The sequence below is a fragment of the Nocardia cyriacigeorgica genome (assembly GCF_010858045.1).
GTDB classification, from domain to species: Bacteria; Actinomycetota; Actinomycetes; order Mycobacteriales; family Mycobacteriaceae; genus Nocardia; species Nocardia cyriacigeorgica_E.
Genome location: NZ_JAAGVC010000005.1, coordinates 129,904 through 154,412, shown reverse-complemented (window position 1 = coordinate 154,412; position 24,509 = coordinate 129,904). Strand labels below are relative to the sequence as shown.

24 protein-coding genes are annotated in these 24,509 nt (G+C 68.5%); 13 read left to right on the top strand and 11 right to left on the bottom strand.

Going from position 1 to position 24,509, the window contains the following annotated elements; all coding sequences use genetic code 11:
* The first annotated feature begins 269 nt into the window (after positions 1–269).
* Positions 270–1,337 carry an alpha/beta hydrolase gene (locus tag GV790_RS07160; protein WP_375139376.1) on the top strand — a complete coding sequence of 356 codons (1,068 nt, stop codon included), beginning with the start codon at positions 270–272 and terminating at the stop codon, positions 1,335–1,337.
* On the opposite strand, the gene GV790_RS07155 is transcribed toward GV790_RS07160, so the two are convergent.
* From GV790_RS07155 to GV790_RS07125, 7 genes are all read right to left on the bottom strand, one after another.
* Positions 1,317–1,880, bottom strand: coding sequence for an alpha/beta hydrolase (locus GV790_RS07155; protein ID WP_163811743.1), 564 nt, complete (start codon positions 1,878–1,880; stop codon positions 1,317–1,319). The genes GV790_RS07160 and GV790_RS07155 overlap by 21 nt on opposite strands.
* A gap of 191 nt (positions 1,881–2,071) precedes the next feature.
* Positions 2,072–3,790 carry a cobyric acid synthase gene (locus tag GV790_RS07150; protein ID WP_163811741.1) on the bottom strand — a complete coding sequence of 573 codons (1,719 nt, stop codon included), beginning with the start codon at positions 3,788–3,790 and terminating at the stop codon, positions 2,072–2,074.
* 100 nt (positions 3,791–3,890) lie between these two features.
* Positions 3,891–4,754, bottom strand: a complete 864-nt coding sequence (gene map, locus GV790_RS07145) for a type I methionyl aminopeptidase (RefSeq protein ID WP_163811739.1) — start codon at positions 4,752–4,754, stop codon at positions 3,891–3,893.
* An 81-nt stretch (positions 4,755–4,835) separates the two neighbouring features.
* Positions 4,836–5,324 carry a hypothetical protein gene (locus GV790_RS07140; protein ID WP_163811737.1) on the bottom strand — a complete coding sequence of 163 codons (489 nt, stop codon included), beginning with the start codon at positions 5,322–5,324 and terminating at the stop codon, positions 4,836–4,838.
* A gap of 67 nt (positions 5,325–5,391) precedes the next feature.
* Positions 5,392–6,285 carry an alpha/beta hydrolase gene (locus GV790_RS07135; RefSeq protein ID WP_163811735.1) on the bottom strand — a complete coding sequence of 298 codons (894 nt, stop codon included), beginning with the start codon at positions 6,283–6,285 and terminating at the stop codon, positions 5,392–5,394.
* 79 nt (positions 6,286–6,364) lie between these two features.
* Positions 6,365–6,973, bottom strand: coding sequence for a TetR/AcrR family transcriptional regulator (locus tag GV790_RS07130; protein WP_163811732.1), 609 nt, complete (start codon positions 6,971–6,973; stop codon positions 6,365–6,367).
* An 88-nt stretch (positions 6,974–7,061) separates the two neighbouring features.
* The gene (locus tag GV790_RS07125) at positions 7,062–7,823 is read right to left on the bottom strand and encodes a GntR family transcriptional regulator (protein WP_256673088.1); all 762 of its coding nucleotides are present in this window, start codon (positions 7,821–7,823) and stop codon (positions 7,062–7,064) included.
* Positions 7,824–7,919: 96 nt separating this feature from the next.
* Between GV790_RS07125 and GV790_RS07120 the strand changes: the two genes are divergently transcribed.
* Genes GV790_RS07120 through GV790_RS07095 form a run of 6 tightly spaced genes read left to right on the top strand, consistent with a single transcriptional unit; the run spans position 7,920 to position 13,797 of the window.
* Positions 7,920–9,047 carry a TIGR03364 family FAD-dependent oxidoreductase gene (locus GV790_RS07120; RefSeq protein ID WP_163811730.1) on the top strand — a complete coding sequence of 376 codons (1,128 nt, stop codon included), beginning with the start codon at positions 7,920–7,922 and terminating at the stop codon, positions 9,045–9,047.
* A gap of 8 nt (positions 9,048–9,055) precedes the next feature.
* The gene (locus GV790_RS07115) at positions 9,056–9,736 is read left to right on the top strand and encodes a phosphonatase-like hydrolase (RefSeq protein WP_163811728.1); all 681 of its coding nucleotides are present in this window, start codon (positions 9,056–9,058) and stop codon (positions 9,734–9,736) included.
* A gap of 56 nt (positions 9,737–9,792) precedes the next feature.
* Complete coding sequence (locus GV790_RS07110; protein ID WP_163811726.1) at positions 9,793–10,866, top strand: 2-aminoethylphosphonate ABC transporter substrate-binding protein; 1,074 nt, start codon at positions 9,793–9,795, stop codon at positions 10,864–10,866.
* Positions 10,867–10,894: 28 nt separating this feature from the next.
* Positions 10,895–12,076 carry an ABC transporter ATP-binding protein gene (locus GV790_RS07105; RefSeq protein ID WP_163811724.1) on the top strand — a complete coding sequence of 394 codons (1,182 nt, stop codon included), beginning with the start codon at positions 10,895–10,897 and terminating at the stop codon, positions 12,074–12,076.
* Positions 12,073–12,996 carry a 2-aminoethylphosphonate ABC transporter permease subunit gene (locus GV790_RS07100; protein WP_375139375.1) on the top strand — a complete coding sequence of 308 codons (924 nt, stop codon included), beginning with the start codon at positions 12,073–12,075 and terminating at the stop codon, positions 12,994–12,996. The genes GV790_RS07105 and GV790_RS07100 overlap by 4 nt, the downstream gene beginning before the upstream one ends.
* Positions 12,997–12,999: 3 nt before the next feature.
* Positions 13,000–13,797, top strand: a complete 798-nt coding sequence (locus GV790_RS07095) for an ABC transporter permease (RefSeq protein WP_163811722.1) — start codon at positions 13,000–13,002, stop codon at positions 13,795–13,797.
* Between the two features lie 85 nt (positions 13,798–13,882).
* Here the strand turns inward: GV790_RS07095 and GV790_RS07090 are convergent, their stop codons facing one another.
* Positions 13,883–14,242, bottom strand: coding sequence for a DUF4254 domain-containing protein (locus tag GV790_RS07090; protein ID WP_163811998.1), 360 nt, complete (start codon positions 14,240–14,242; stop codon positions 13,883–13,885).
* Between the two features lie 867 nt (positions 14,243–15,109).
* Between GV790_RS07090 and GV790_RS07085 the strand changes: the two genes are divergently transcribed.
* Positions 15,110–16,366 carry a cytochrome P450 gene (locus tag GV790_RS07085; RefSeq protein ID WP_280212451.1) on the top strand — a complete coding sequence of 419 codons (1,257 nt, stop codon included), beginning with the start codon at positions 15,110–15,112 and terminating at the stop codon, positions 16,364–16,366.
* 74 nt (positions 16,367–16,440) lie between these two features.
* Positions 16,441–18,255: a hypothetical protein gene (locus GV790_RS07080; RefSeq protein ID WP_163811720.1), complete on the top strand. Its 1,815-nt coding sequence runs from the start codon at positions 16,441–16,443 to the stop codon at positions 18,253–18,255.
* A 120-nt stretch (positions 18,256–18,375) separates the two neighbouring features.
* On the opposite strand, the gene GV790_RS07075 is transcribed toward GV790_RS07080, so the two are convergent.
* A complete protein-coding gene (locus tag GV790_RS07075; protein ID WP_163811718.1) occupies positions 18,376–18,996 on the bottom strand; it encodes a TIGR03085 family metal-binding protein in 621 nt (206 codons plus the stop codon).
* A gap of 175 nt (positions 18,997–19,171) precedes the next feature.
* On the opposite strand from GV790_RS07075, the gene GV790_RS07070 reads away from it, so the two are divergent.
* From GV790_RS07070 to GV790_RS07060, 3 genes are all read left to right on the top strand, one after another.
* A complete protein-coding gene (locus GV790_RS07070) occupies positions 19,172–20,311 on the top strand; it encodes an LLM class flavin-dependent oxidoreductase (RefSeq protein WP_163811716.1) in 1,140 nt (379 codons plus the stop codon).
* A gap of 4 nt (positions 20,312–20,315) precedes the next feature.
* A complete protein-coding gene (locus GV790_RS07065) occupies positions 20,316–21,017 on the top strand; it encodes an FMN reductase (protein ID WP_163811714.1) in 702 nt (233 codons plus the stop codon).
* Positions 21,018–21,226: 209 nt separating this feature from the next.
* On the top strand, positions 21,227–22,087 hold the full coding sequence (locus GV790_RS07060; RefSeq protein WP_138447223.1) for a helix-turn-helix domain-containing protein: 861 nt from the start codon (positions 21,227–21,229) through the stop codon (positions 22,085–22,087).
* Here the strand turns inward: GV790_RS07060 and GV790_RS07055 are convergent.
* Together GV790_RS07055 and GV790_RS07050 are read right to left on the bottom strand one after the other, a co-directional pair.
* Positions 22,084–22,917 (bottom strand): ABC transporter permease, encoded by an 834-nt coding sequence (locus GV790_RS07055; protein WP_163811712.1) that lies wholly within the window; start codon positions 22,915–22,917, stop codon positions 22,084–22,086. The genes GV790_RS07060 and GV790_RS07055 overlap by 4 nt on opposite strands.
* Entirely contained in the window at positions 22,914–23,729 is an 816-nt protein-coding gene (locus tag GV790_RS07050) for an ABC transporter permease (RefSeq protein WP_163811709.1), read from the bottom strand. Before GV790_RS07050 ends, GV790_RS07055 begins: the two co-directional genes overlap by 4 nt.
* A 280-nt stretch (positions 23,730–24,009) precedes the next feature.
* On the opposite strand from GV790_RS07050, the gene GV790_RS07045 reads away from it, so the two are divergent.
* Complete coding sequence (locus tag GV790_RS07045; RefSeq protein ID WP_256673087.1) at positions 24,010–24,507, top strand: hypothetical protein; 498 nt, start codon at positions 24,010–24,012, stop codon at positions 24,505–24,507.
* Positions 24,508–24,509 lie beyond the last annotated feature (2 nt).

Below are 24,509 nucleotides of genomic sequence, written 5' to 3'. Positions count from 1 at the left end.
TGTCCTTGTGCGCGGACCCACCGGCTGAGGTGGCTCCGCCTGGGCACGGGCACTATGCGGTTGTAACGACATCCCGTGTCGTCACCGACACGGGCGTCGGCGGGATGTAGGTTACCCGCCGTTCACCTACCGCCAATTGTGCACCTCACCACCGCGCAGACCAGCAACGAACCCGGCGAATGTGACAAAGATTCCTCCCGGCGCGTCGTTGCGCCCGCTCGGCGGGGCGGCCGCTCGCCTGCGGCAGGGGTGTCGCTTAGATTGAGGTGGTGACGAACGAGACCTCGGTCGATTCCCGCGCCGGCACCCGCACCGCCGACTGGCAGCCCGATATCCTCGGCGCCGATTACGAGCAGCGCACCCTGGATTTCGGCGCCGATCCCGACGGTGAGGGGCAGGCGGTTGCCACCCTGGTGCGCCACGTCCCCGCCGGTGGCGAGGCCGCGGCGAGTACCGAGAGCGCGGTGCTCTACGTCCACGGGTTCACCGACTATTTCTTCCAGCGGCATCTGGCCGTGCATTTCGCCGACCGCGGGCACCAGTTCTACGCACTCGATCTGCGCAAGTGCGGCCGGTCACTGCGCGAGGGGCAGACGCCGCACTACGTCAGCGACCTGTCTCTCTACGACGCCGAACTCGACGAGGCGCTGCGCATCATCCGCGCCGAAACCGGCAAGGACGTGCTGCTGGTCGCCCACTCCACCGGCGGGCTGGTCGTGCCGCTGTGGCTGGACCGGTTGAACCGGGCCGAGGGCACCGCGGCGGCCGGGATCACCGGGCTGGTGCTGAACAGCCCCTGGTTCGATTTGCAGGGCCCGTCCTACTACCGCACGGTGGGCACCCCGATCATCCACGCGCTCGGCCGCTTCCGGTCCCGCGACGAACTGCCGCTCGCGAAGACCGATGCCTATGGCGCCAGCCTGCACCACACCGCCTCCGGCGAGTGGGATTACAACCTCGATTGGAAGCCGCTGCACGGTTTCCCGGTGCGCTTCGGCTGGTTGCGCGCCATCCGGCGCGGGCACGCGCAACTGCACGCCGGTCTCGATATCGGGGTGCCCTCACTGCTGCTGCGGTCCCGGTTGACGAAATTCGCCCGCAAGTACGGCCCGGCCGTCGACGTGGCCGACGCGGTGCTCGATGTCAGGCAGATCCAGCGCTGGGCCGGTTGCCTGGGTGATCGCACCTCGATCGTGCCGATCGACGGCGCCCGCCACGATGTGTTCTTGTCCTCGGCGCAGCCGCTGGCCAAGGCGTTCGAGGAATTGGATGCCTGGCTGGACTGGCTGACGAGCTACCGCCGCAGCCTGGCCGCCTCACCAGAGGCTGGTGCGTAGCACGATCTCGGTGGCCAGTTCGTGGTCGGCTTCGAGGGCGACATTGTCGACGTCGAGGGCGACCACCCGGTACTCCCCGTAGACGTAGCGGCCCGAGGTGTCGGCCACCGAACGCGGCAGCGATTTGGTGACCAGCACGGTGGTGGGCAGTTCCACCGCCCGGCAGTCCGGGTCGCGGACCGCACCGTCGGCGTCCGGTACGGCGGGATGTCCGCGGTCGGCGACGACCAGGCTGATGAACCGGCCGAAACCGGTGGCGCACACCTGCCAGGCGACGCTGGCGCCCTCGCCCCGCCCCGCGACGTTCACCCAGGGCACCCCGAGTTCGTCGAGGATGGCGTAGACGCCGGTGGTGTCGAGCCGATCGACCGTCTCCACCGCGATGGTGCGCAGATCGGAATTGTGCAGCCGCGCGCAGACCCGGTCGAAGACATCGGGCGGGTCCCCCGCGTCGGGCAACAGCAATACGCTGTGCTGAGTTTCCGGGCCGTCGACCCGTACCGTCCATTCCCGGTCGCCGACCGCAATCCGCCGAGGCTTCATGCCGAAGGACGCTACACCGCAGGCGTGAACCGTAGGGAGTTGTCAGCCGAAACCGCTGGTCCGTGCGGATTTCGGGGTGGCGAGGGCAACCGGCGGCAGTCCACCGCGGCGGGCCGCGATCGGGCACTGACCGGATCGGCGGGGCATATCTGTCCGGGAAGCGGTGTGTCGGGCCGCGCCCGCCCGCACGATCAGGGCGTGAGGCGGGCTGCGTCGTCTCTGGTAGCGGTGACGGCAGGCAGATCTCGCGGCGCGCCGCCGACGAGCAGGCGGTCGAACGCGTCCAGGTCGAGATGCTGCTCCACGAGGTCGGCGAGCAGATCGAGCTGGGCGAGGCGCACGGCCGCGACGGAGGTGCCGGACGCGACGCGGAATCCCGTGCGTCCGGCCTGCGCGGCGATCTCGGCGAGCCAGGCACGGCGGAACTCATCCGATTCCATCAACCCATGGACATGGGTGCCCCAGACAGTCCCGCGGACGCTGCCCTCGGGTACGCCAGGCGTGAGCGCATCGTTGCGGCCGGGCTCGCCGTCGGGGCCCGAACCTGCGGCGGTGGTCCCGGCGCCCAGTGCTGCCGATTCCCTCGGCACGGGATCGTTCCGGTGCCCGGGCAGCGGATGATCGTCGTATTCGGGCGACGTCCCGGCGGGGTCCCGACGCTCGTCCGGCGTGAGACGAAGCCAGTGGCGCTCACCGGTGCGCCGGACCCGGCCGTGATGAATTTCATATCCGTGCAGGGCGATCCCCGGCGCAGCCGCACCCACGCCGACCACCCGCCGCACGACCTTGGGCGCGCCGAATTCGACCTCGAGATCGAGCAGCCCGAGACCGTCGACCGTCCCCGCCCCCGACTCCACCTCGTCGATGATGCGGGAGCCCAGCATCTGATAGCCCCCGCAGATGCCGAAGATCGGCCCGCCCGCAGCAGCTCGGGCGAGCAGCGCATCGGCCAATCCGGTGCGGCGCAACCAGCGCAGATCGTCGACGGTGGCCTTGCTCCCCGGCAGCACCACCAGGTCGGCGCCGGACAATCGCGACGGTTCGGTCACCCACCGCACCGAGACCCCTGGCTCGCACGCCAAGGCCTCCACATCGGTGGAGTTCGAGATGCGGGGCAGCCGGACCGCCGCGACGGTCAGCCATTCGCTGCCGATCGGCGGGCGCGGGCGCCCGACCGGGGCGTCGGCTACGGTGCCGAGCGAATCCTCGGCGTCGATCCACAGTTCGTCGCTGTAGGGGATGACGCCGAGCGTCGGGCGGCCGGTGCGCGCGGTGAGCTGGTCGAGGCCGGGTCGCAGCAGCTCGACGTCGCCGCGGAACTTGTTGATCACGAACCCGGAAATCAGTTGCTGATCTTCGGGTTCCAGGATCGCCAGGGTGCCGAACAGATGCGCGAGCACCCCGCCGCGGTCGATATCGCCGACGATCAGCACCGGGAGATCGGCCGCTCGGGCCAGCCCCATATTCGCCAGATCGGTGGCGCGCAGGTTGATTTCGGCGGGCGAGCCCGCGCCCTCGCAGATCACCACATCGAACTCGGCGCGCAATGCCGCCAACTCGTCCGCGACGACCCCCCGAAGCCACTGCCGATGTCGGAAGTAGTCGCCGGCGCCGATGGTATCGACGGCCTTCCCCCGGACCACCAACTGCGAGCGTCGATCGCTGCCCGGTTTGAGCAGCACCGGATTGAAACGCACGCTGGGCTCGAGCCCACACGCTCGGGCCTGCAGCGCCTGCGCCCGGCCGATCTCCCCGCCGTCGAGGGTGACCACCGAGTTGTTCGACATGTTCTGCGCCTTGAACGGCGCCACCCGCACCCCGCGCCGGGCCAGCATCCGGCAGATGCCGGCGACCAGCACGCTCTTACCGGCATCCGAGGTGGTGCCTGCGACCAGCAGCGCGCCCTTCATCCCCGGCCCGCGCAGGCTCGCGGCCGCCGGTGAACGGGCGGCACCGCACCGACGTCCGAGCCGAATCCGCTCGCCGCCCGGTGGCCACCGACCACCGTGTTCACGGCAGGGTCAGGATTTCCGCGCCGGTATCGGTGACGACGAGGGTGTGCTCGAACTGCGCGGTCCACTTGCGGTCCTTGGTGACCACGGTCCAGCCGTCGTCCCAGATCTCGTAGTCGATGCCGCCGAGGTTGATCATCGGCTCGATGGTGAAGGTCATGCCCGGCTCGATCACCGAATCCACCGCGGGCTGATCGTAGTGCAGGATCACCAGGCCGCTGTGGAAGGTGGGGCCGACGCCGTGGCCGGTGAAGTCGCGGACCACGCCGTAGCCGAACCGGTTGGCGTAGGACTCGATGACGCGCCCGATGACGTTGAGCGCGCGCCCGGGGCGCACCGCCTTGATCGCGCGCATGGTGGCCTCTTCGGTGCGCTCGACCAGCAGGCGCACCTCCTCGTCGACATCGCCGGCCAGGTAGGTCTTGTTGGTGTCGCCGTGGACGCCGTCGATGTAGGCGGTGACGTCGATATTGACGATGTCGCCGTCCTCGATGACGGTGGAATCCGGAATGCCGTGGCAGATGACCTCGTTCAGCGAGGTGCAGCAGGATTTCGGGAAACCCTTGTAGCCGAGCGTCGACGGGTAGGCGCCGTGATCGCACAGGTATTCGTGCACGATCCGGTCCAGTTCGTCGGTGGTCACGCCGGGCGCGACGGCCTTACCGGCTTCCGCCAGCGCCCGTGCCGCGATCCGGCCGGCCACCCGCATCTTCTCGATCGTCTCCGGCGTCTGCACCCACGGCTCGTGGCCTTCGTTGACGGTCTTCTTCCAGGCGTATTCCGGGCGCTCGATGGCGCGCGGAACCTCCCGGATCGGCGATTGCGTACCGGGAACTAGCGGCTGACGGGTGCGCACGGACATGGCTCCACCCTAGCGGCCCGCACTGCGGGTAGACCGTCGCCCACCGCGCTCGACCTCCTCGCATGATGGGTCATGCCACCGCTACCGGTACTGCTCGCACGGACCGAGCGGCAGCGCGCGGCGGACGTCGTCCTGCTCCGGTGGCCAGCTGAGCAACGATCGTTCCTCGGCGATCGTTGCGAGTAGCTCGGCCCCGGCGAGCACCGTCTCCACCCCGTACGAGGCCTGCGACTGCTGCGCGGCGAGCGCCGCGCACAGCCCTTCGGTGCCCATGCGCACCACGGCCGCGGGAAACATCTTGCGCACCGCCGCGACCATCCCGAATCCGCCGCAACGGCCGGAGATTCCGGCCCACCCGACCGTGCCGGCGGGTCCGCCGATCCGCCCCGCGCACGCGATCCCGACCGCGGTGACCTCGTCGTCGCCGGCGACATCGAGCAGCAGTTCGCGGCAGGACCACCACGCCGGCGTCGCGGGCATGGGCTTGCGCCGGATGGCGTGGACGCCGCCGGCACGCACCCGGCCCGCCGCGAGAACGTCCGCGCCGATCGCCAGCGCCAGCACCGTCATGGCTCGACCTGCATGGCAGTGCGGCGCGCGGTGCTGGGGCGGCGGGCCTTCGGCGCTACCGGAGTGATCATCCGAGCAGGTGAGCGGTCAGAAAGGCGCGTGCCGCGCCGACGGCCCGGTCGAACTGTTCCCCGTAGACCGAGAAGTGACCGCCCGGAACGAGTTCCAGCTGTTTGGGTTCGAGCGCCTCCTGATAGCGGGCCAGCGCGATATCGGTCGGCGTGAGGGTGTCCTGATCGGCGACGATCATGAGCAGTGGAGTGGGCGACACTCGTCGGACGAACGCTTCCGGAGCGTAGGACTGGAACTTGTCGACGCTGGACAGCGTCACTTCATTGCGCCAGGTGGCGACTCGCGGGCCGTTGTCCATCAGCCACTGGTACACCTCGAGGCCCGGCATGGCGACCATCTCGGTGGGGTCATCGGAGGCCGCGTTGATCGTCTGATGCGGTTTACCCGCCGCGACGGCGAGGCGGTCCGCGGCGATGGCCTCGTGCAGCATCGGGATCATGGTCGGTGGCACGAGGCGGCTGAAGGTGGCCCAACCGTCGGTCAGCGGCACCTGGGAGACCACGGCACGCACCCGCCGGTCGGTGGCGGCGACGACCAGCACATGGGCCCCGGCGTAGCTGGTGCCCCACACCGCGATCCGATCCGGGTCGATGCCGTCGAGGGTCTGCGCATAGGTGATCGCATCGCGGTAACCGTCGATCTGGGCCTGCGGGTCCACTTCGTACCTGGGTGCGCCGTCCGAAGTCCCGAAGCCGGGATGGTCGTACACCAGGCACGCCAGGCCCGCGGCGGCCAGTACCTCGGCGAACGGCGCCACCCATTCCTTGACGCCGGCGAACCCGTGGGTCATGACCACCAGCGGTGCGCCGGTCGGCGGGCCGGCCTCCGGCCGATACAGCCACCCGCGCAGGGTGACGCCATTGCTGAGGAATTCGGTATCGACCCGCATCGTGCCTCCAAATAAATTACGTGCCGTAACGTAACTGAGAGTAGAGGCGCGGAAATGTGGCGTCAACCACATTCATGGATCAGCTGCGTGGCCCCCGGTAGCCGAGCGCATCCAACGCGGACCGGACGGTCAACCGCACCAGTTCGTCGTCGATCGGACCGAGCGAGGGCACCAGCGCCCGCATCAGCATCGGACCGGTGATCAGATCGCAGATCCATTCCGGATCCACACCCGGCTCGATCTCCCCCCGAGCGGCCGCGCGTTCCAGGATCGAGGCGGTGGAGACGCGGCGAGGCGTGAGGAACTCCTCCTGGAAACGACGCGCAGCCTCCGGGTTGCTCGCCAGATCGGCCAGCAACCCGGGCAGCGCCTTGCCCATCACCGGCTCGTTGAACAGGTCCCGCTGATGCTGCTGGATCGCCAGCATTTCCGCTTCGAGGCCGCCGAGATCCTGCCCGCCCGGCCGCAAGCCGAAACGATCGATCAGCACAGCCATGACGAGCTCGGCACGATCGGCATACCTGCGGTACAGGGCCGGTCGGCTCGTCTCGGCCTCGTCGGCCACCGCCTGCAGCGTCAGCGCGGCGTAGCCACGCTCCACGACCAGCCGCGCCGCGGCTTCGAGCAAGGCCGCATCCAAGTCGCGGTCGCGGGGGCGGCCTACTCGCGGCGAGGTCGTTCCTGACATAACTGCACCGTACCGAGTCGTCGGGCGAACCCTGCGCTCGATCAGCGCCCCGGACATCGCGATTCCCGGGCAGCACGGCGGCCGGAAGTCAGCGCCCCAGTCGCGCTTCGAAGGCGATGCGATCACCGCGATACAGCGAGCGCACCCGCTCGATGGGCAGACCCGCCGCATCGACGCTACGGCGGGTCAGCAGGATCAGCGGCAGCGCGGTGCTGCACTCCAGCAGGGCCGCCTCGCGTGGTGCGGCGAGCACGGTCTCGATTCGCTCTGTCGCCGCGGCGAATTCCACTCCGGCGGCCCGGATGGCGGCGTACAGCGAGGTGGCCGGATCGTAACTGCCGCGCAGCCCGGCGAAACGGCTCAATGGCAGGTAGGTGCTCTCCAGGCCGATGCGTTCACCATCGGCCAGCAGCACCCTTTCCAGATGCATCACCTCGGTGCCGGGCTCGACGCCGAGGTCACGCGCGGTATCGGCGTCGGCGGGCACGTCCTGCCAGCCGACCACCGAACGCCCCGGTACCCGCCCCAGGCTGAGCGCTGCCTCGGTGTAGGACTGCAAGGCCAACGGCTGCACCATCTTCGGTCGCGATACCACCGTGCCCCGGCCCCGCCGGCGAATCCGGCCCTCGACCAGCAGGTCGCGCAGGGCCTGGCGCACCGTTTCGCGCGCGACCTCGAACCGGGTGGCGAGTTCGCGCTCCGAGGGCACCGGATCGCCTTCGTTCAGCTCGTCGAGGATCCGCTCGATCTCGGTGCGCACCTGGTAGGCCTTGCCGACGACCTTGGGCGTCGTCGTCGGAAAAGCCTTGGGCCACCGGGTATCCGCCCCCGCCACATCCGTCGTGTCCATGCCCTCAGCGTACCCGCAATTGGTCTATACCAATTGTTAACCCAGCGTTCGCGCGGCCCACACCCATCGGTCTAGACCAATGTGCACGATGGGCGCATGCGATTGGTCATCATCGGCGGCGGCATCCTCGGCACCACGCACGCCCTGGCCGCGATCGGGCGCGGCCACGAGGTCCTCCAGCTGGAGCGCGAGCCCGAAGCCCGCGGCGCCACAGTACGCAACTTCGGCCTGGTCTGGGTCTCCGGGCGCTCGGCAACGGAACTCGAGCTGACGTTGCGGTCGCGGCAGCTCTGGGAGGAGATCGGTGGCCGGGTCCCGGGCGTCGGGTTCCGGCCGGCGGGCTCGCTGACCCTGGTGCGCACCCCCGCCGAACTGGCGGTGGCCGAGGCCGCGGCCGCGGGTCCGACCGCCGAGCAGCGCGGTTTCGAACTGCTCGAGCCCGAGCAGGTGCGCGCACTCAATCCGGCGCTGCGCGGCAAGTTCCTTGCCGGACTGCATTGCTCGGCCGACGCGGCGGTGGAATCCCGGCAGGCGCTGCCCGCGCTGCGCGCGTACATGGAGGCCTCGGGCCGCTACACCTTCCACGCGGACACCGAGGCCAGGACCGTCCTGGACACCGCAGGCGGCGCGACCGTGCGCGACGACCGGGGGCGCACGTTCGAGGCCGATCTGGTGCTCGTCTGCGCGGGCGCCGCGCACACCGGCCTGACCCGTGATCTCGCCGGTGAGCTGCCCGTGCGCCGGGTGCGGTTGCAGATGATGCAGACAGCGCCGCTGGGCGAGGCGCTCACCACCGCGATCGCCGACGGCGACAGTTTCCGCTACTACCCCGGGTTCGCCGGTCCGCAGGTCGAGGCGCTCGAACGCGAGCAGTCCCAGACCGCCACCGCGGCCGAGCACAAGATGCAGCTGCTGTGCGTGCAGCGCCTGCACGGCGGGCTGACCATCGGCGACACCCATGAGTACGCCGAACCGTTCCCGTTCGACGTCGACGAGGCGCCCTATGAGCACCTCACCTCCGTCACCGAGGAACTGCTCGGTCGCAGGCTGCCGCCGATCGTGCGCCGCTGGGCCGGGGTGTACAGCCAGAGCGTCGATCCGGACGCCATCGTCACCCGCGCCCGGGCCGACGAGCACATCTGGGTGGTGACCGGGCCCGGCGGGCGCGGCATGACCCTCGGACCCGCACTCGGCGAAGAGACCGCCGACCTGCTCAACCTGTGAGGATCACCATGCCGGACAACACCATTCAGCTCGCGGTCCTGGATATGGCGGGCACCACCGTCGCCGATGGCGGCCTGGTGCTGCGCGCCTTCGAGGAGGCCGCCACCGCCGCCGGGATCCCCACCGACGGCCCCGAGCGCGACCGCGCCCGCGGCTACGTGCTCGACACCATGGGGCAGTCGAAGATCGCGGTCTTTCGCGCCCTGCTCGGCGACGACGACCGGGCGCACCAGGCCAACCGCGCCTTCGAAGCCGCCTACGACGCACTGATCGAAGACTCCGATGTCGCACCGATCCCCGGCGCCGCCGAGGCCATCCGGGCACTGCGCTCGGCCGGAGTGAAGGTGGCGCTGACCACCGGGTTCAGCCGTGCCACCCAAGACCGGCTGCTCGACGCGCTCGGCTGGCACGACATCGCCGACCTGACCCTTGCGCCCTCGGACGCCGGTCGCGGCCGCCCCTACCCCGACCTGGTGCTCACCGCGCTGCTGCGTCTGGGCGCCGACGCCGTCGACCGGGTGGCGGTGCTCGGCGACACCACCAGCGATATCGCCACCGGCCTGGCCGCGGGCGCCCGGATCGTCGCCGGCACCCTCACCGGCGCCCATGACGCGGACGCGCTGCGCGAGGCCGGTGCCACCCACGTGGTGGCGTCGGTCAGCGAGTTCGCCGACCTGATCCTGCACTGAATCCGACCCGTCCCTTCGACTCCTCACTCGCTTCGAGAACGAAAGTTGCAGTCATCGTGCGTACTTCGAATACACCGGGCCGACGCCTGGCAGGCACCCTTTCCCGGACCGCACTGCTGGTCGCCACCGCCACCGCGGTGGCGTTCACGGCGGCCTGCGGAGGGACCGGGGCCGAGGCCACCGGCGGCAAATCCGTCACCGTCTACTCCGCCGACGGCCTGGCCGGTTGGTACGACAAGCGTTTCGCCGAGTTCACCGAACAGACCGGTATCGCGGTGAATCTGGTCGAAGCCGGCTCCGGCGAGGTCGTCAACCGGGTGACCATGGAGCAGAACAACCCGCAGGCCGACGTGCTGGTCACGCTGCCGCCGTTCATCCAGAAGGCGAAGAGTTCGGGCCTGCTCGCCGACAGCGGCATCGACACCGCTGCCGTGCCTGCCGCCGACAAGGATCCGGACGGCCAGTACGTCACCCTCGCCGAGAACTACCTGTGCTTCATCGCCAACCCCGCGGTCGACACCGCGCGACTGACCTGGGACGACCTCCTGAAGCCGGAATACAAGGGCAAACTGCAATATTCGACCCCCGGCCAGGCCGGTGACGGCACCGCCGTGCTGATCCTGTTGCAGCAGTTGCTCGGCAAGCAGGGCGCGCTGGACTATCTGGCGAAGTTGCAGGCCAACAATGTGGGTCCGTCGTCGTCGACCGGCAAACTGCAGGCCAAGGTCGACAAGGCCGAGCTGCTGATCGCCAACGGCGATATCCAGATGAACCTGGCGACCATCGCGGACAAGGGATCGAAGTTCTCGATCTTCTTCCCCGCCGGCGCCGACGGCAAGCGCTCCACGGTCGCGGTTCCGTATGTCATGGGGCTGAGCAAGACCGCACCGCACCAGGCCGAGGCCGAGCAGCTGATGGAGTTCCTGCTGTCGGCTCCCGCCCAGCAGACCCTGGCGCCGGAGGCGTTCGCCGTACCCGCGCGTGCCGAATTGCGCAACGCACCGACAGCTACCGAACCCTCGCCGAGCAGCCTGCTCGCCGGTGTCGAGGTGGTCCCGGTCGACTGGAACACCGTGCTGACCGAGCTGGACGGCGATATCGCCGCCTACCAGCGGGCCACCGGCAGCTGACATCCGCCGACGACGACAGGAGCCGACAATGCCCGCCGGTGACGCGCTCACGACCACAAACACCACGAAGGCCGCCGCACACGCGGCCGAACCCGCGATCGTCTTCGACCGGGTGGGTGTCAGTTACGGCCGCGGCCGCACCGCGACCGTCGCCCTGACCGACTTCTCGCTGCGGGTGGCGGCGGGTGAGACCGTCGCGCTGCTCGGGCCGAGCGGCTCCGGCAAGTCCACCGCGCTCAAGGCGCTGGCCGGTTTCGTCCGGCCGACCTCGGGCGCGGTGCGGCTGGCCGGGCGCGAGGTCACCGGCCTCTCGCCGGCCAAACGCGGTATCGGTGTCGTCGTCCAGTCCTACGCCCTGTTCCCGCATATGACGGTGCACGGCAACGTGGCCTTCGGATTGAAGGCCCATCGGGTTCCGCGCGGGGAGATCGACGCCAGGGTCGTCGAAGCCCTCGAGATGGTCGGCATGGCCGGCTACGCGAAGCGACTGCCGCGCGAACTCTCCGGTGGCCAGCAGCAGCGGGTGGCCATCGCCCGGGCGCTGGCCATCCGGCCGCCGGTGCTGCTGCTCGACGAACCGCTCGCCGCACTCGACGCACAGCTGCGCCAGTCCATGCTCGGTGAGCTGCAACAACTTCGGCAGGCGCTGCCGGACACCGCGATGTTGTATGTCACCCACGATCAGACCGAGGCGCTGGCCCTGGCCGATCGCATCGCGGTCATGCGCGATGCGCGCCTGGTCGATATCGACACCGCGGCCAACCTGTGGCAGCGTCCGCCGTCGGATTTCACCGCGGCCTTCCTCGGCGGCGCGAATCTGCTGCCGTGCACCGTCAACCGGGTCTCCGGCGGCAGTGCGCTGGTCACCGCGGGCACCTCGACCCTGCGGGCACAGGCACCCCAACCGGGCGTCGGCCGTCCGGCCTGGGCGCCGGATTCCGAGGCACTGCTGTGTATCCGGCCGCATACCGTGCGAATCGGCGCCACCGGCGACCGAGGAGCCCTGCGCGCGACGGTGCTGAGCGCGGTCTGGCGCGGCGCCTCCACCCGCGTGCGGATGAGCGTCGACGGGCTGTCCGGCGAGCTCACCGCCGATGTCGCCGGACACGTGGAGACCGAAACCGGCGCAGTGGTCGGCGTCATGCTCCCCGATCCGGCCGGAGTACTCATTCCGCCGCCTTTGGATGGCAGCAGTGGGAGCCCGTCATGACGACATCGACCGAACAACCACCAGCACCCGAGCTTCCGAGTCATATCCCGATGGCGCCGGGTAGCGCATCCCCGGCATCGCGGCGAAACCTCCGGCCGATCGCCTGGGCGCTGCCGCCGATGCTCGTGGTGCTGGTCATCGCGGTCTACCCGATCCTGCGGGTGCTCACCGAATCGACGATCACCCCGGACGGTCGCGGCACCGAAACCTGGTCGCAGGTCCTCGGATCGGCAGCCTTCCGGGACGCGCTGTGGCGCACGATCACCATCGCGGCCTGCTCGACGGCGGGCTGTCTGGTGCTCGGCACGTTCCTGGCGGTGGTGCTGGCGTTCGTCCCGTTTCCCGGCGCCACCGTGGTCGGCCGCCTCATCGACACGGTGCTGACGCTGCCGTCGTTCCTGATCACGCTCGCCTTCACCTTCCTCTACGGCACGGCCGGCGCGGTGAACGCGCTCATCTCCCGCCTCACCGGACGAGAAGGACCGGCCCTCGACTTTCTCACCACCCCGACCGGGGTGATCCTGGCCGAGATCACCTTCTTCACCCCGTTCGTGGTGCGTCCGCTACTGGCCGCGTTCGCTCAACTGCCGCGTGAGCAACTCGACGTCGCCGCGAGCCTGGGGGCGAGCCCGTGGCGGGTGCTGCGTCAGGTGGTGCTGCCCGAGGCGTGGCCCGCCCTCGCCGCGGGCGGCAGCCTGGTACTGCTGTTGACGCTCAACGAATTCGGCATCGTGCTGTTCACCGGCGCGAAAGGAGTGATCACCCTGCCCGCGCTGATCTACACCCGCGGCATCGTCACCTTCGATCTGCCCGGTGCGGCGGTGCTGGCCACCGTCCAGGTCGCGCTGTCGCTGACCCTGTATCTCGGGTACCGGCTGATCTTCGCCAGGGTCACCGGTCCGACCCGGAAGGAGCGCTGAACAATGCTGGTGTGGACCGGGCGCGGACGTGCGCTGGTGCTCGCGGTGTTCGCGGTGGTGGTGCTGGTGGTCTTCGCGGCCCCGATCGCGACGGTGTTCGCGGCCGCGCTGGCCGGCAGCTGGACCGGGCCGCTGCCGTCGGATCTCGGTATCGCCAACCTCGAACGAGCGCTCTCGGGTGAGCAATTGGCCAGCCTCTCGGTCAGCATGCAGACGGCGCTGCTGGCCGGCGCGGTGTCCCTGGTGCTCGGCACGTGGGCCGCACTGGCGGGGCGCGAGGCACCGCAGTGGTGGCGGCGGCTGACCGATGCGGTGTTCCACCTGCCGGTGGCGGTGCCGTCGGTGGCGATCGGGCTCGGCGTGCTGATCGCGTTCAACGAGCGGCCACTCGTGCTCGGCGGCACCAAATGGATTGTCATCGTGGCGCATTCGGTACTGGTGCTGGCGTATACGTTCAGCGCGGTGTCGGCGGCCCTCGACCGGCTCGACCCGGCGTACCGACAGGCGGCCGAATCACTCGGCGCCGGCCCGGTCCGGGTGCTGTGCCAGGTGACGCTGCCGCTGCTGCTGCCCGCTCTCGGCGCCGCCGCGGGCCTGGCCGTCGCCCTGTCCATGGGCGAGCTCGGCGCCACCATCATGGTGTATCCGGCCACCTGGAAAACGCTGCCGGTCAGCATTTTCGCGCTCACCGATCGCGGCGAGGTGTTCGACGCCGCAGCGGGCACCACGGTGCTCGTGCTGGTCACGCTGCTGGCGCTCATCCTGCTCGGCCGGATCAAGGGCCGCGCCGCACTGCGCTGAACAACGAGATCGGCCGGTGGTGGTCCGGGCGGACCTCCACCGGCCGACCGAGCGGCTGTCCAGTGGGATGGACGCGGCCGCGGCGTTACTGCTCCGGCAACCGCCGACGGCCGCCGGTCACCTCGGCGATCAAATCGGTGTAGCCGTCGACCAGTTCGGCCAGGTGGTACCAGTGCTTGTGCGTGTTGTCGCTGCGCGCACCATTGGTATCGATGGCCTGATTGGCGTTGACCCAGCTGCGCGCCATCCGGTCGATCACCGCCCCGAGGCTCTCGGTGTGCAGGGTGGCGCCGTTGCGATGCTGCGGCACCTCCTGGGTGATCCACTCGTTGATGTCGTCGACGAGTTCAACCCTGCGACAGTCGATTTCGGCCACCAACGCGGTATCACGCAGTTGGGCGCGACGCTCGTGCAGTTCGACCAGCGCATGCGCCGAGCGCAACATCTCGCGGTCCTGGAACCGCCGCCCCTGGAAGGCACACAGCAATTGCGGCGCCGTCGGCAGAACCCCCACCGTCGGCGCGCTCATCCCCACACCCCGAACTCACCCGACACCATCACACTTTGTACCAACATGATTGGCTCTCTGTTCGGTTATCCGGATCGGATCGCTTGTTCACAACAAGGATAGGCAGATTTTGCACTTACCGATGCAAGAACACAAGACCCCAGAACGCAATATTGCGAACTACTTTGTGCGTACCGGGCGGTTGGTCTGACGCCTCGTACACGACGACCAGGCCTGGCGACGACAGGATTGCCAGTCCTCCTCCAACTGCTCGGCATCATGCCCGGAACCCCCGCTGAGCAGCAGCTAAGTCCGCGCTATCCGTCCACAGCCGGGTCGGAACGGCTATGGCAACTCGACCGTCATCGCTCCAACGCCCTACGCAAGCCCCCTGGCAGCCACCTCGCTACCCGCGGGTAGGTAAACGCTTAGGCCTGCGGCCTCGAGTAGGTAACGAGTAGTATCCCCGGGGTGCCCAATTCGGTTCCCGCGATGCACATTTACTGACTCCCGCCGAGTCGGTGACCTCGCGGCAACCCAACCACGGCATGTGGTTGCACGTTTCATGCTGGTGTTGTGTTGACGTTTGACCGGAGGAACTGCTGTGAGCCCGCGACCCCGGTACCACACGTCAGCACTACGACACCTGCGCGCTGAAACCTACCCGTGCGCACAACCGGTGACCACCGATTCAGATCCGATCATCCGAACCCGGCCGGCACCAGGAAACGTGCGCGCCGCAGCTCAATCCATCACCCGCTCAGCCAAGGAGATCTCGGGGTGCAGTACCCAACGTCCGCAGCCGTGACGAACATCGACGATCTCGGCCCGCGAATCCCCATCTACACCCAAGCCTTCGCGGCCGACCCACACGGTCACTACCGACAGATGCGTGAGCGTTACGGCAGCGTTGTCCCGGTGGAGATCTGGCCAGACATCCCAGCGACCCTGGTGATCGGCTACCACACGGCCAGAAGCATCCTGGGCGACACAGCACACTTCTCCTCCGATCCGCGCCGATGGCAAGCAACCTTGACAGAGGTGCAGCGCCACGCACCGATCATGGGGATGCTGGAATGGCGACCGAACGCCCTTTTCAACGACGGCATGGACCACAGCCGCCACCGCGGCGCAGCCAACTACGCCTTGGCCGGAGTCGACCTCGAGGAGGTGCGCCAGACGGTCAAGGTCATCTCCAATCGGTTGATCAACCAGTTCATCGGCCGGGGGCGAGTCGATCTACTCAAGGAGTACGCGGAACCACTCGCATTCGAGGTGCTGACCTCGATCGTCGGCTGCCCGGCGCATCTGGGCGAAAGAGTGGCCGCCGCCTCGGCGATACTTTTCGAGGGCGTCGATCCCGACACTGCCCAAACAGTGAACCAGAGCTTTGCGGATACGTTTACCGAGCTTGCTCGCTTGAAAAGCACTCAAAGCGCCGACGATATCGCATCGCGGCTTCTCCAGCACCCGGCCGAACTCGATGACATCGAGTTCGTCAGCCATATGCTGACGTTCTTCTCGGCTGGGTCGGAGATTCCGAAGAACTGGATCGCAAATACGTTGTATCTGATGATGACCGATTCCCGGTATCTCACGACGATCGACAGCCCTCAGCTGAGTACGCTGACCGCGCTCGAAGAGACGCTGCACAACGAACCGCCGCTCGCCAACTACTGCGTCGTGTACCCCCGCGGTCCGCAGCTCATCGACTTCCCCAAAGACGGGGAAACGACAAGTGTCTGGCTGCCTGCAAACCAACCGGTCATCACCAGCATGGCGGCGTGCACCTCGAGCCCAGAAGTGAACACGGGCGACTTCACCGAGGCACGTCACAATCTCGCGTTCGGTTTGGGCCCGCACACATGCCCAGAAGCCGCACAGCGCGTGGCCCGATATACCGCGCATGAGGCGATCGATCAATTGTTCGACCACATACCCGACCTTTCTCCCGATTTCCCGTCCGGTCAGATGCTCTGGCGGCCCGGTCCGTTCCACCGCGCCCTCGAGGGGCTACCGGCCAAATTCTCACCGACGCAACCCGTTCCGTATGTCGGGTAGCAGATCGGTGGGTAAGTAGTAGAAACGAGGTTCGGCGCAGACAGTGGGCCGGGCAGAGGTAGTGGGTGAGTTGTATGACAATTTCAGATGCTCATGTTTTCGCGATCGATCCGTCGGCCGAGGAAAACACGACAGTAGATGAGGCACTGCAACGAGTGATATTCGGCGAACACCGGGATCTTCACCTTCGTATTCGCGACGCCCTCATCGAACTGGACGACCGGCCGAGGCCCGACCTCAGGCACTCCCAAGAAGCCGAACTCGCTCCAGGCCTGCTTCGCAAAGCTCTCCCGGCAATCGGCGCAACGGCCGTCGATCTCGCCTCCGACGCCCAGACTCGCGGTGCATTCTGCGACTGGGCCCAGGTGCTCGCACCGCGAATGTTTCTCATCCTGACCGGACACATCGACTTGTCCACCAATGCCATCCGCACGCTCGGCAACGGTTCCGCGTATCAGCGGCAATGCATGGCCGAGTTGAACACCGGAGCCACGGTCGGGGGCCTCGGCCTTACCGAACTCGATGGAACGAACGGCGCAGACCACCAAACGACTGCGACGTGGGATCCCGCCACGGACGGGTTTTGGCTGAACTCGCCGACGCCGGGGGCGTGCAAATACATGCCCAACGTCGGAGACCCTTCGACCCCGAAAACCTTTGTCATCACTGCTCGCCTCTTTGTCGACGGACACGACGAGGGTGTGCTGCCCTTCTTGACACGACTACGGACCGCTGACGGCCCAGCAGATGGCGTCCGGATATTCCGCTTGCCCGACAAGTCGTCAGGCCCGATGGATCATGCCCTGATCCGCTTTGCCCGCTTCTGGGTTCCCCGTGATGCGCTGCTGGGGGGATCCATGGCGCAGATGACGCCCGATGGTCGATTCGAGTGCCGCGTGTCGAAGCGCGAACGCTTCTCCAAGGTCATCGCGATCCTCAGCCAAGGCCGACTCGACCTCGCCACCGCCGCGATCACAAGCGCCCGCGCCGGCCTCGTGGGCGCGTATCACTACGCATCCCAGCGTATGTCGGGGACCGGGACGGTCATGATGGCACGCGACAACGTCGGTGCGGATCTGATGCCAGCGCTGGCGGCAACGTATGCCACCAGCGCTTTGGGTCGACGTATCCGCGATATGGTGTCCGCCGACCCCGCCGGGGCGCAGAACGTCGTTTTCGCCATGCTTGCCAAACCATTGCTGTCCTATACCGCCCACGACGTCTTGAAGGTCTGCCGATGGCGCACGGCCAGCCAGGGCATCTTGCGCAGCAACCGCATGGTCGATTGGATCGGCAACCTCGAGGCCATCATCACCGCGGAAGGCGAGAACCAAATCCTGCAGGTGGTCGCGGCCAGCGCCGGCAGCGACCTGGCCGGGTTGGAGCTACCGGGGACGCCGCGTGAAATGCCCTGGTATGTCGATGTGCTCGGCCGGCGAGCACGAGCAATCGCCGATGGACTGGCTACCGGCGACGCCACGGCTGCGGGCGCGGTCATGGGCCGAAATTCCGCGGCGATCCAACTGACGACCGCCACGGCCGAGCGCCTCGCGGTGACAGCCCTTGTCGCCTCGGCCGACGAAACCGACGATCGCAGCGCAAAAGAGCTCATACTGCTTCTCGCCGAGGCCTATGCACTCGACCGGATACGGCACAACGGCCTGTGGTACACCGCCCGAGGCATCCTCACGCAGGAGCGTGCCCGGGAAATAGAGATCAGGTTGGCTGAATGTTGGGCGGAACTCCAGGGCGAGTTCCCCACCCTCTTGAGCGCATTCCAGATTCCGGCCATCCCGGGCGCCCCGCTGTTCGCACCTGGACGCGACTACAAGCAGGCACTCGTGGACGCTGTGGCGGGCGCTGATCCTGGATACTTCAGCGCCGGCTGAGTCTCCCAGGCGCCCGCGTCACGCAATTCTCGTCGAGCTGGTGTGGCTCTCAACCCTGCGCTTGGGGGCCACACTCGTTCAGGAGAGCGAGATGCGGCGGCTCAGTGCGCCGTTGGCGCCTCACACACTCCGGTCACAGGTCAGCGCGGCCTCGACCGCCACGGTTTCGCCGGCGGCCTCGATCCGCACCCGGTCCCGCCCGAAGGCGTGCAGCAGCAGTTCGGCGGGTTCGCCGCACAGCACGACCTCGTCGGCACCGGCGCGGGCGGTGATCCGGCGGCCGTCGGGGGTTTCGAGCACGACCGCGACCGGGCAGTTGCGGTAGGACATGCGCGCGGTGCGGGTGAGCAGCTTCCAGAGCTGGTCCTGATCGGCGGCGGGCAGCTCGCGGGGGTCCCATTCGTCCGCGGCCCGGCGGACGTCCTCGTGGTGGATGAACATCTCGGAGAGGTTCACCAGGGCGTCGACGGGGCGCAGCGGCGACCACCACGGCGGGCCGGTGCGCACCTGCTCGATGAGGTCCGGGAACGGGCGCTGGGCGGCTTTCGCCTGGACGCGGTCGGTGTAGCCGGCCAGCCGGTCGATCAGGATGCCGGGCGCCGCGTCCGGGCGGCGTTCGCGAACGACCAGATGGGCGGCCAGATCGCGCACAGTCCATTCCCCGCACAGGGTGGGCGCCTCGGGTCCGGCGGCGATCATCGCCTCGGCCAGGGCCTGTCGTTCGCGGCGAGCCATGCTCATGTGTCGACCCTAACACCGGGCGTTCGGCCGGTCGGGGCCGTCGTCGGGGCGGTCGACGGATCGGGTTGCGGCCGGGAATCGCGGGGCGGGCAGCGCCCGGGAATAGCCCGGCGACCGGCCGCGTTCCCTTGGTTGCCATGTCCACCAACTCGGTGGACGAGAGGAGGAGGGCATCGTGCAGTTCGGAATCTTCACCGTCGGGGACGTCACCGTCGACCCCACGACCGGCCGCGCCCCGAGCGAGGCCGAACGGATCAAGGCCATGGTGGCGATCGCCCTGAAGGCCGAGGAGGTCGGGCTCGACGTCTTCGCCACCGGTGAACACCACAACCCGCCGTTCGTCCCGTCCTCGCCGACGACGATGCTCGGCTATATCGCCGCCCGCACCGAGAACCTGCGGCTGTCCACCGCGACCACTCTGATCACCACCAATGATCCGGTGAAGATCGCCGAGGATTACGCCATGCTGCAACACCTGGCCGACGGCCGGGTGGATCTGATGCTCGGCCGCGGCAACACCGGGCCGGTTTATCCGTGGTTCGGCAAGGACATCCGCGACGGCATCCCGCTGGCGGTGGAGAACTACCACCTGCTGCGCACGCTGTGGCGGGAACCGAAGGTCGACTGGCAGGGCAAGTTCCGCACACCGTTGCAGGGCTTCACTTCGACGCCGGCGCCGCTGGATCAGACCCCGCCGTTCGTCTGGCACGGCTCGATCCGCTCCCCGGAGATCGCCGAACAGGCCGCCTACTACGGTGACGGCTTCTTCCACAACAACATCTTCTGGAACAAGGAGCACACCGCGCAGATGGTGGCGCTGTACCGACAGCGCTTCGAGCATTACGGCCACGGCAGCGCCGATCAGGCCATCGTCGGTCTGGGCGGTCAGGTGTTCATGGCCGACACCGAGGCCGCGGCCAAGAAGTTCTTCCGCCCCTACTTCGACAACGCGCCGGTCTATGGGCACGGCCCGTCGCTGGAGGAGTTCACCGAGCTCACGCCGTTGACGGTGGGCACACCCGAGCAGGTGATCGAGCGGACCCTCGGCTTCGCCGACAATGTCGGCGACTATCAACGTCAGCTGTTCCTGCTCGACCATGCCGGACTGCCGCTCGAGGTGGTGCTCGAGCAGATCGAGATCCTTGGCCGCGAGGTAGTGCCCACGCTGCGCCGGGAGTTCGAGACGCGTCGTCCCGCGCATGTGCCCAGCGATCCGCCCACCCACGCGAGCCTGGTGGCGGCCGGTCCGCAGGCACCGCATCACCTGGTCGAGCCCGCGCGCGAACGCGTGCTCGCCGCAGCGAGCGAGGAGTGAAGCGATGACACGACGAGTAGTGGTCCTCACCGCCGGGCTGTCGCAGCCGTCGTCGAGCAGGTTGCTGGCCGATCAGCTGGCCGATGCCGTCTCGGCGGCGGTGACCGCGCGCGGTGAGGCCGTCGAGTTCGAGGTGGTCGAACTGCGCGAGCTGGCCACCGAATTGGCGACCACCACCATCACCGGTGGTCTGCCGACGGCAGCGATCGCCGAGGTCAGGGCGAAGGTGTCGGCCGCCGACGGCATAATCGCCGTCACGCCGGTATTCGCCGCGAGCTACAGCGGCCTGTTCAAGATGTTCATCGACGTCCTCGATCCGGAGGCGCTCAACGGCATGCCGGTGCTGATCGCGGCCACCGCGGGCACACCGCGGCATTCGCTGGTGCTCGACCATGCCATGCGTCCGCTGTTCACCTACCTGCGCGCCGTCGTCACGCCTACCGGGATCTTCGCGGCCACCGAGGATTTCGGATCGACCGGGCTCACTGAGCGGGTGCGCCGCGCGGCGGCGGAATTCGCGACGCTCGTCGTCGCCGAACAGAACGCCGTCGGCGGATTCGTGCAAGAGCAACCGCGCAGGCAACGCCATTCGGGAAATACCCTCGCCACACCGACGCCGTTCGCCGAGCTGCTGGCCGGCCATACCGGTCAGGTCGGGTCGCCGAAGACCCGGCACGACCGGCCCGGCCACGTACCGCACAGCTGACCCCGCCGGTGCCGCGGCATCGGGCCGACTCGCGGATCCGTCCGCCGTATCTGCCCATACGCTCGTAGAACCGCTTCCGACGTCGTAGATTCGAGACAACACGCGTCTGGGGCCGGCGGCGGAGCGGCTCGGCCCGGTGGGTGGCCGGACGCGCTACGAGCCGGGAACGATGACGCGACCCGATGCGGGTGCGCAGCGAAGGGGTTGTCATGGCGGGCAAGCGCACGATCCTCACCGCGGGCCTGCGGCGGCTGTCGGTGCTGCTGACCGAGATGCGTGAGCAGGCGAATCTCACCAAGGAAGAGGTCAGCGCGAAGACCGGGATCAATGTGACCACGCTGTACCGGATCGAGCGCGCGCAGGCGCGGCCGCAACGGCGCACCCTGTTGACGATGCTGGACCTGTACGGCGTCGACGAGGCCCGCCGCAAGGACGCGCTGGAATTGCTCAGCGACGCGCAGAAGCCCGGAATGTCGCGCCCGTACGAGGCCAGCCTCACCGAAGTGTATGCGGCATATATCAATTTCGAGTCCGTGGCCCTGTCGGCCCGGCACTACCAGACCTCCTACGTGCCAGGCCTGCTGCAGACCGAGCAGTACGCGTTGGCGGTGATCGACACGACCATGCCCAAGGTCGACGCCGCGGTGATGGAACGCCGGGCCCGCGCTCGGATGGACCGGGCCGCGGTGCTCACCAAAGACGATCCGCTGGAGTTGTGGGTGGTGCTGGACGAGGCCGCCATCCGGCGGGTGGTCGGCGGGCCGGAGATCATGCGCGGGCAGCTGCACCGGCTGCTGGAAGAGGTGTTGAAGAAGAACGTGATCCTGCAGATCCTGCCGTTCGACGCGGGCGCCCATCCGGGCATGGCAGGCGCGTTCACCCTGCTGGATTTCCATGATCCCGCCGATCCGGAACTGGTGTATGTCGAGGGCATCGCCGGCGACGCGCTGATCGAGGGGCACAACGAGATCCGGCGCTTCGGCGTCATCTTCGATCAGCTGCGCGCCATGGCGTTGAGTCCACGCGATTCGGCGGCCCTGATCTCCGAGGCCGCGAGCGCCCTGAGCTAACGCCGGCTGGCCCGGCGGTAGCCGATGGCCGCGGGTATCGCGAACACCAGGATCGCACCCACCGACCAGGCCAGCGTCGCCAGCAGCGGCTCGCGCACCGGCCCGCCCAGCGACAGTCCGCGCATGGCGTTGATGGCGTGGCTCATCGGCTGGTACTCCACGATCGGGCGCGCCCATCCGGGATAGGCGGCCAGCGGCACGAATCCGGTGCTGAAGAACATCATCATCGACGAGCCCAGTGAGATCGCCTCCACTACCGCCGTTCTCGCCCCGAACACCGCCACGGTGGTGACCACCGTGGCGAAGGCGAGCCCGAACAGCAGTGGCACCCCCAGCAGCGCCACCGCTGCCGCGAAACCCTGCTCGAACCGGAATCCCAGTACCACCCCGACCGCGAACAGCACCACCGTGCAGGCCAGGATGCGCACGCCCTCGGCGACGATCCGGGCCGCGAGCCCGGAGGCCCGGTGCACCGGGAGCACCCAGAATCGGGCCAGCAGCCCGGCGTCGCGTTCGCGGCCGAGGGTGATCGCACCGGCCAGCGACCCCGACATCACCCCGACCAGCGCCACCATCGGCACCGAGCCGTAGAGCGCGCTGGCGCCGGAGAACGCCGAGATCTGGCGACCGAGCACGGTCTGCAACATCACCAGCAGCAGGGCCGGGAACAGCAGCGACTGCATGAGCGTCAGCGGATCGCGCCACCAGCGCAGCAGCAGCCGCTGGGTCTGGATCAGGGTGTGCGGCACCAGCAGGCGAAGGGTTTCGGTGGTGCCGGTGACCACGGGCAGCCCGCGCACACCGATGGGGTCCGGCGTCTGGGTGGTCATCGCCTGCGCACCGATTCCGCGACGGCCAGGCCGCCGAATACCAGCATCAGCCCGCACACCCAGGCCAGGGCGGGTCCCATGATCGGCCAGTCCACCGCGCCGGCGTTGCCCGTCGAGTCGCCGGCCAGCGCGCGCAGGGCATCGATGAACCGGGATATCGGCTGGTAGGTGGCGAAACCCTGGATCCAGGACGGGAATTGCTCGGCCGGAGCGAACCCGGTCGATACCATGCCGAGGATCAGCTGCGGCAACACCAGGAACTGGGTGGTCGCCTCCGGATTGCGGGTGAGCCGCCCCAGCCAGTCCGCGCCGAGCGCGAACGCCGCCGCGATCAGCAAGGCGAGCACGACGAAACCGGCCGTGTGCCACCAGCTGCCGTAGAACCGGAACCCGATCACCGTGCCGCACACCACCGCCGCGGCCAGCGACACCGCGGTGCGGTACAGCGCGGCCGCCATCCGCGCGGCCAGCGGCACCCCCGCGGCGATGGGCATGGAACCGAACCTGGCGTCCAAACCGTCTCGGGCGTCCGTCGCCGCGCGTAACGCGGCCGAGCCGGCGCAGAAGGCCACCGACTGCATCACGATCATCGGCATCAGGAACTGCGCGTAGCTGCTGAGGCCGTGACCGTAGAAGCTCATCACCAGGTTCAGCGGCACATAGAAGCCGAGGGTGAACACCGTCGGCGCGAGCACCGCGGTCAGCAGTTCGCCGTTGCGCCACGACGGACGGATCAGCCGCCGGGTGAGCACCCACCACTGCCGGACGGCGCCGGCGCGCGCCGCCATCCGGATACCGGCCGGTGCGCTCACCGCCACGGTCCTGAGCTCGACACCCGCTCATCGTCCTCCGTTCGGGCGCTCGCGGCCATCACTTCGCGGTCACGGCGTGGTGGACGGATCCGTTCGGGGTGTGAATTCCCACTGCCCGCGCGCCCGCCACCGTCGGCACGCTGCCTCGGCGCAGCAGGCCTGTGACCCGAAAACACTTTCTACCCAGCGATTTCGAGGCCGAAGATGCGCTCAGGGACCGACGCTGCACTGCCTGCCACGAAGGTGACGAGACAAGGCCTGATCGGTAACGTGTTCGACGATGAACAGCATGGAAGCCCGGTTGGGTGAGGCGGCGCGGACGGTACCGCTACCGCACCCGTGGGACCTGAACGCCTACCTCGCTCAGGTGGCCGCGCACCGGAGCAGGCCGCTGTCGCTGCAGCCCGCCCATCGGTCGGCACTGGCCGATATCGGTTGCGGCGGCAACGGGTTGTGGATCGCACGCAAATACGACGACATCATCGTCTACGACGCCGCGGCAGCGGGCCGCAATGCCGAGCACATCGTGCTGCACGCCGTCGGCCATATGCTGCTCGGGCACGGCGATCTCGACGCGCCGGCCGCGGAGTTGTCCCCGACGCTGGCCTCGGTGGTGTCGTCGATGGCGCCGGGTGCCGTCGCGCATGTGCTCGGTCGCGACGATTTCGGCCCCGAACGCGAACGCGATGCGGGGGTGTTCGCGGAGATGACCATGGTGTACGCGACGCTGCCGCGGCGCAAGGAACGGTCGTTCCGCTTGTTCGGCCGCGGTCGATAGCG

Coding starts and splice junctions, on each gene's coding strand:
- GV790_RS07155 (WP_163811743.1), bottom strand. CDS start 1,880: ATGAAGCCTCGGCGGATTGCGGTCGGCGACCGGGAATGGACGGTACGG.
- GV790_RS07150 (WP_163811741.1), bottom strand. CDS start 3,790: ATGAAGGGCGCGCTGCTGGTCGCAGGCACCACCTCGGATGCCGGTAAG.
- map (WP_163811739.1), bottom strand. CDS start 4,754: ATGTCCGTGCGCACCCGTCAGCCGCTAGTTCCCGGTACGCAATCGCCG.
- GV790_RS07140 (WP_163811737.1), bottom strand. CDS start 5,324: ATGACGGTGCTGGCGCTGGCGATCGGCGCGGACGTTCTCGCGGCGGGC.
- GV790_RS07135 (WP_163811735.1), bottom strand. CDS start 6,285: ATGCGGGTCGATACCGAATTCCTCAGCAATGGCGTCACCCTGCGCGGG.
- GV790_RS07130 (WP_163811732.1), bottom strand. CDS start 6,973: ATGTCAGGAACGACCTCGCCGCGAGTAGGCCGCCCCCGCGACCGCGAC.
- GV790_RS07125 (WP_256673088.1), bottom strand. CDS start 7,823: ATGGACACGACGGATGTGGCGGGGGCGGATACCCGGTGGCCCAAGGCT.
- GV790_RS07120 (WP_163811730.1), top strand. CDS start 7,920: ATGCGATTGGTCATCATCGGCGGCGGCATCCTCGGCACCACGCACGCC.
- GV790_RS07115 (WP_163811728.1), top strand. CDS start 9,056: ATGCCGGACAACACCATTCAGCTCGCGGTCCTGGATATGGCGGGCACC.
- GV790_RS07105 (WP_163811724.1), top strand. CDS start 10,895: ATGCCCGCCGGTGACGCGCTCACGACCACAAACACCACGAAGGCCGCC.
- GV790_RS07100 (WP_375139375.1), top strand. CDS start 12,073: ATGACGACATCGACCGAACAACCACCAGCACCCGAGCTTCCGAGTCAT.
- GV790_RS07095 (WP_163811722.1), top strand. CDS start 13,000: ATGCTGGTGTGGACCGGGCGCGGACGTGCGCTGGTGCTCGCGGTGTTC.
- GV790_RS07090 (WP_163811998.1), bottom strand. CDS start 14,242: ATGTTGCGCTCGGCGCATGCGCTGGTCGAACTGCACGAGCGTCGCGCC.
- GV790_RS07080 (WP_163811720.1), top strand. CDS start 16,441: ATGACAATTTCAGATGCTCATGTTTTCGCGATCGATCCGTCGGCCGAG.
- GV790_RS07075 (WP_163811718.1), bottom strand. CDS start 18,996: ATGAGCATGGCTCGCCGCGAACGACAGGCCCTGGCCGAGGCGATGATC.
- GV790_RS07065 (WP_163811714.1), top strand. CDS start 20,316: ATGACACGACGAGTAGTGGTCCTCACCGCCGGGCTGTCGCAGCCGTCG.
- GV790_RS07060 (WP_138447223.1), top strand. CDS start 21,227: ATGGCGGGCAAGCGCACGATCCTCACCGCGGGCCTGCGGCGGCTGTCG.
- GV790_RS07055 (WP_163811712.1), bottom strand. CDS start 22,917: ATGACCACCCAGACGCCGGACCCCATCGGTGTGCGCGGGCTGCCCGTG.
- GV790_RS07045 (WP_256673087.1), top strand. CDS start 24,010: ATGAACAGCATGGAAGCCCGGTTGGGTGAGGCGGCGCGGACGGTACCG.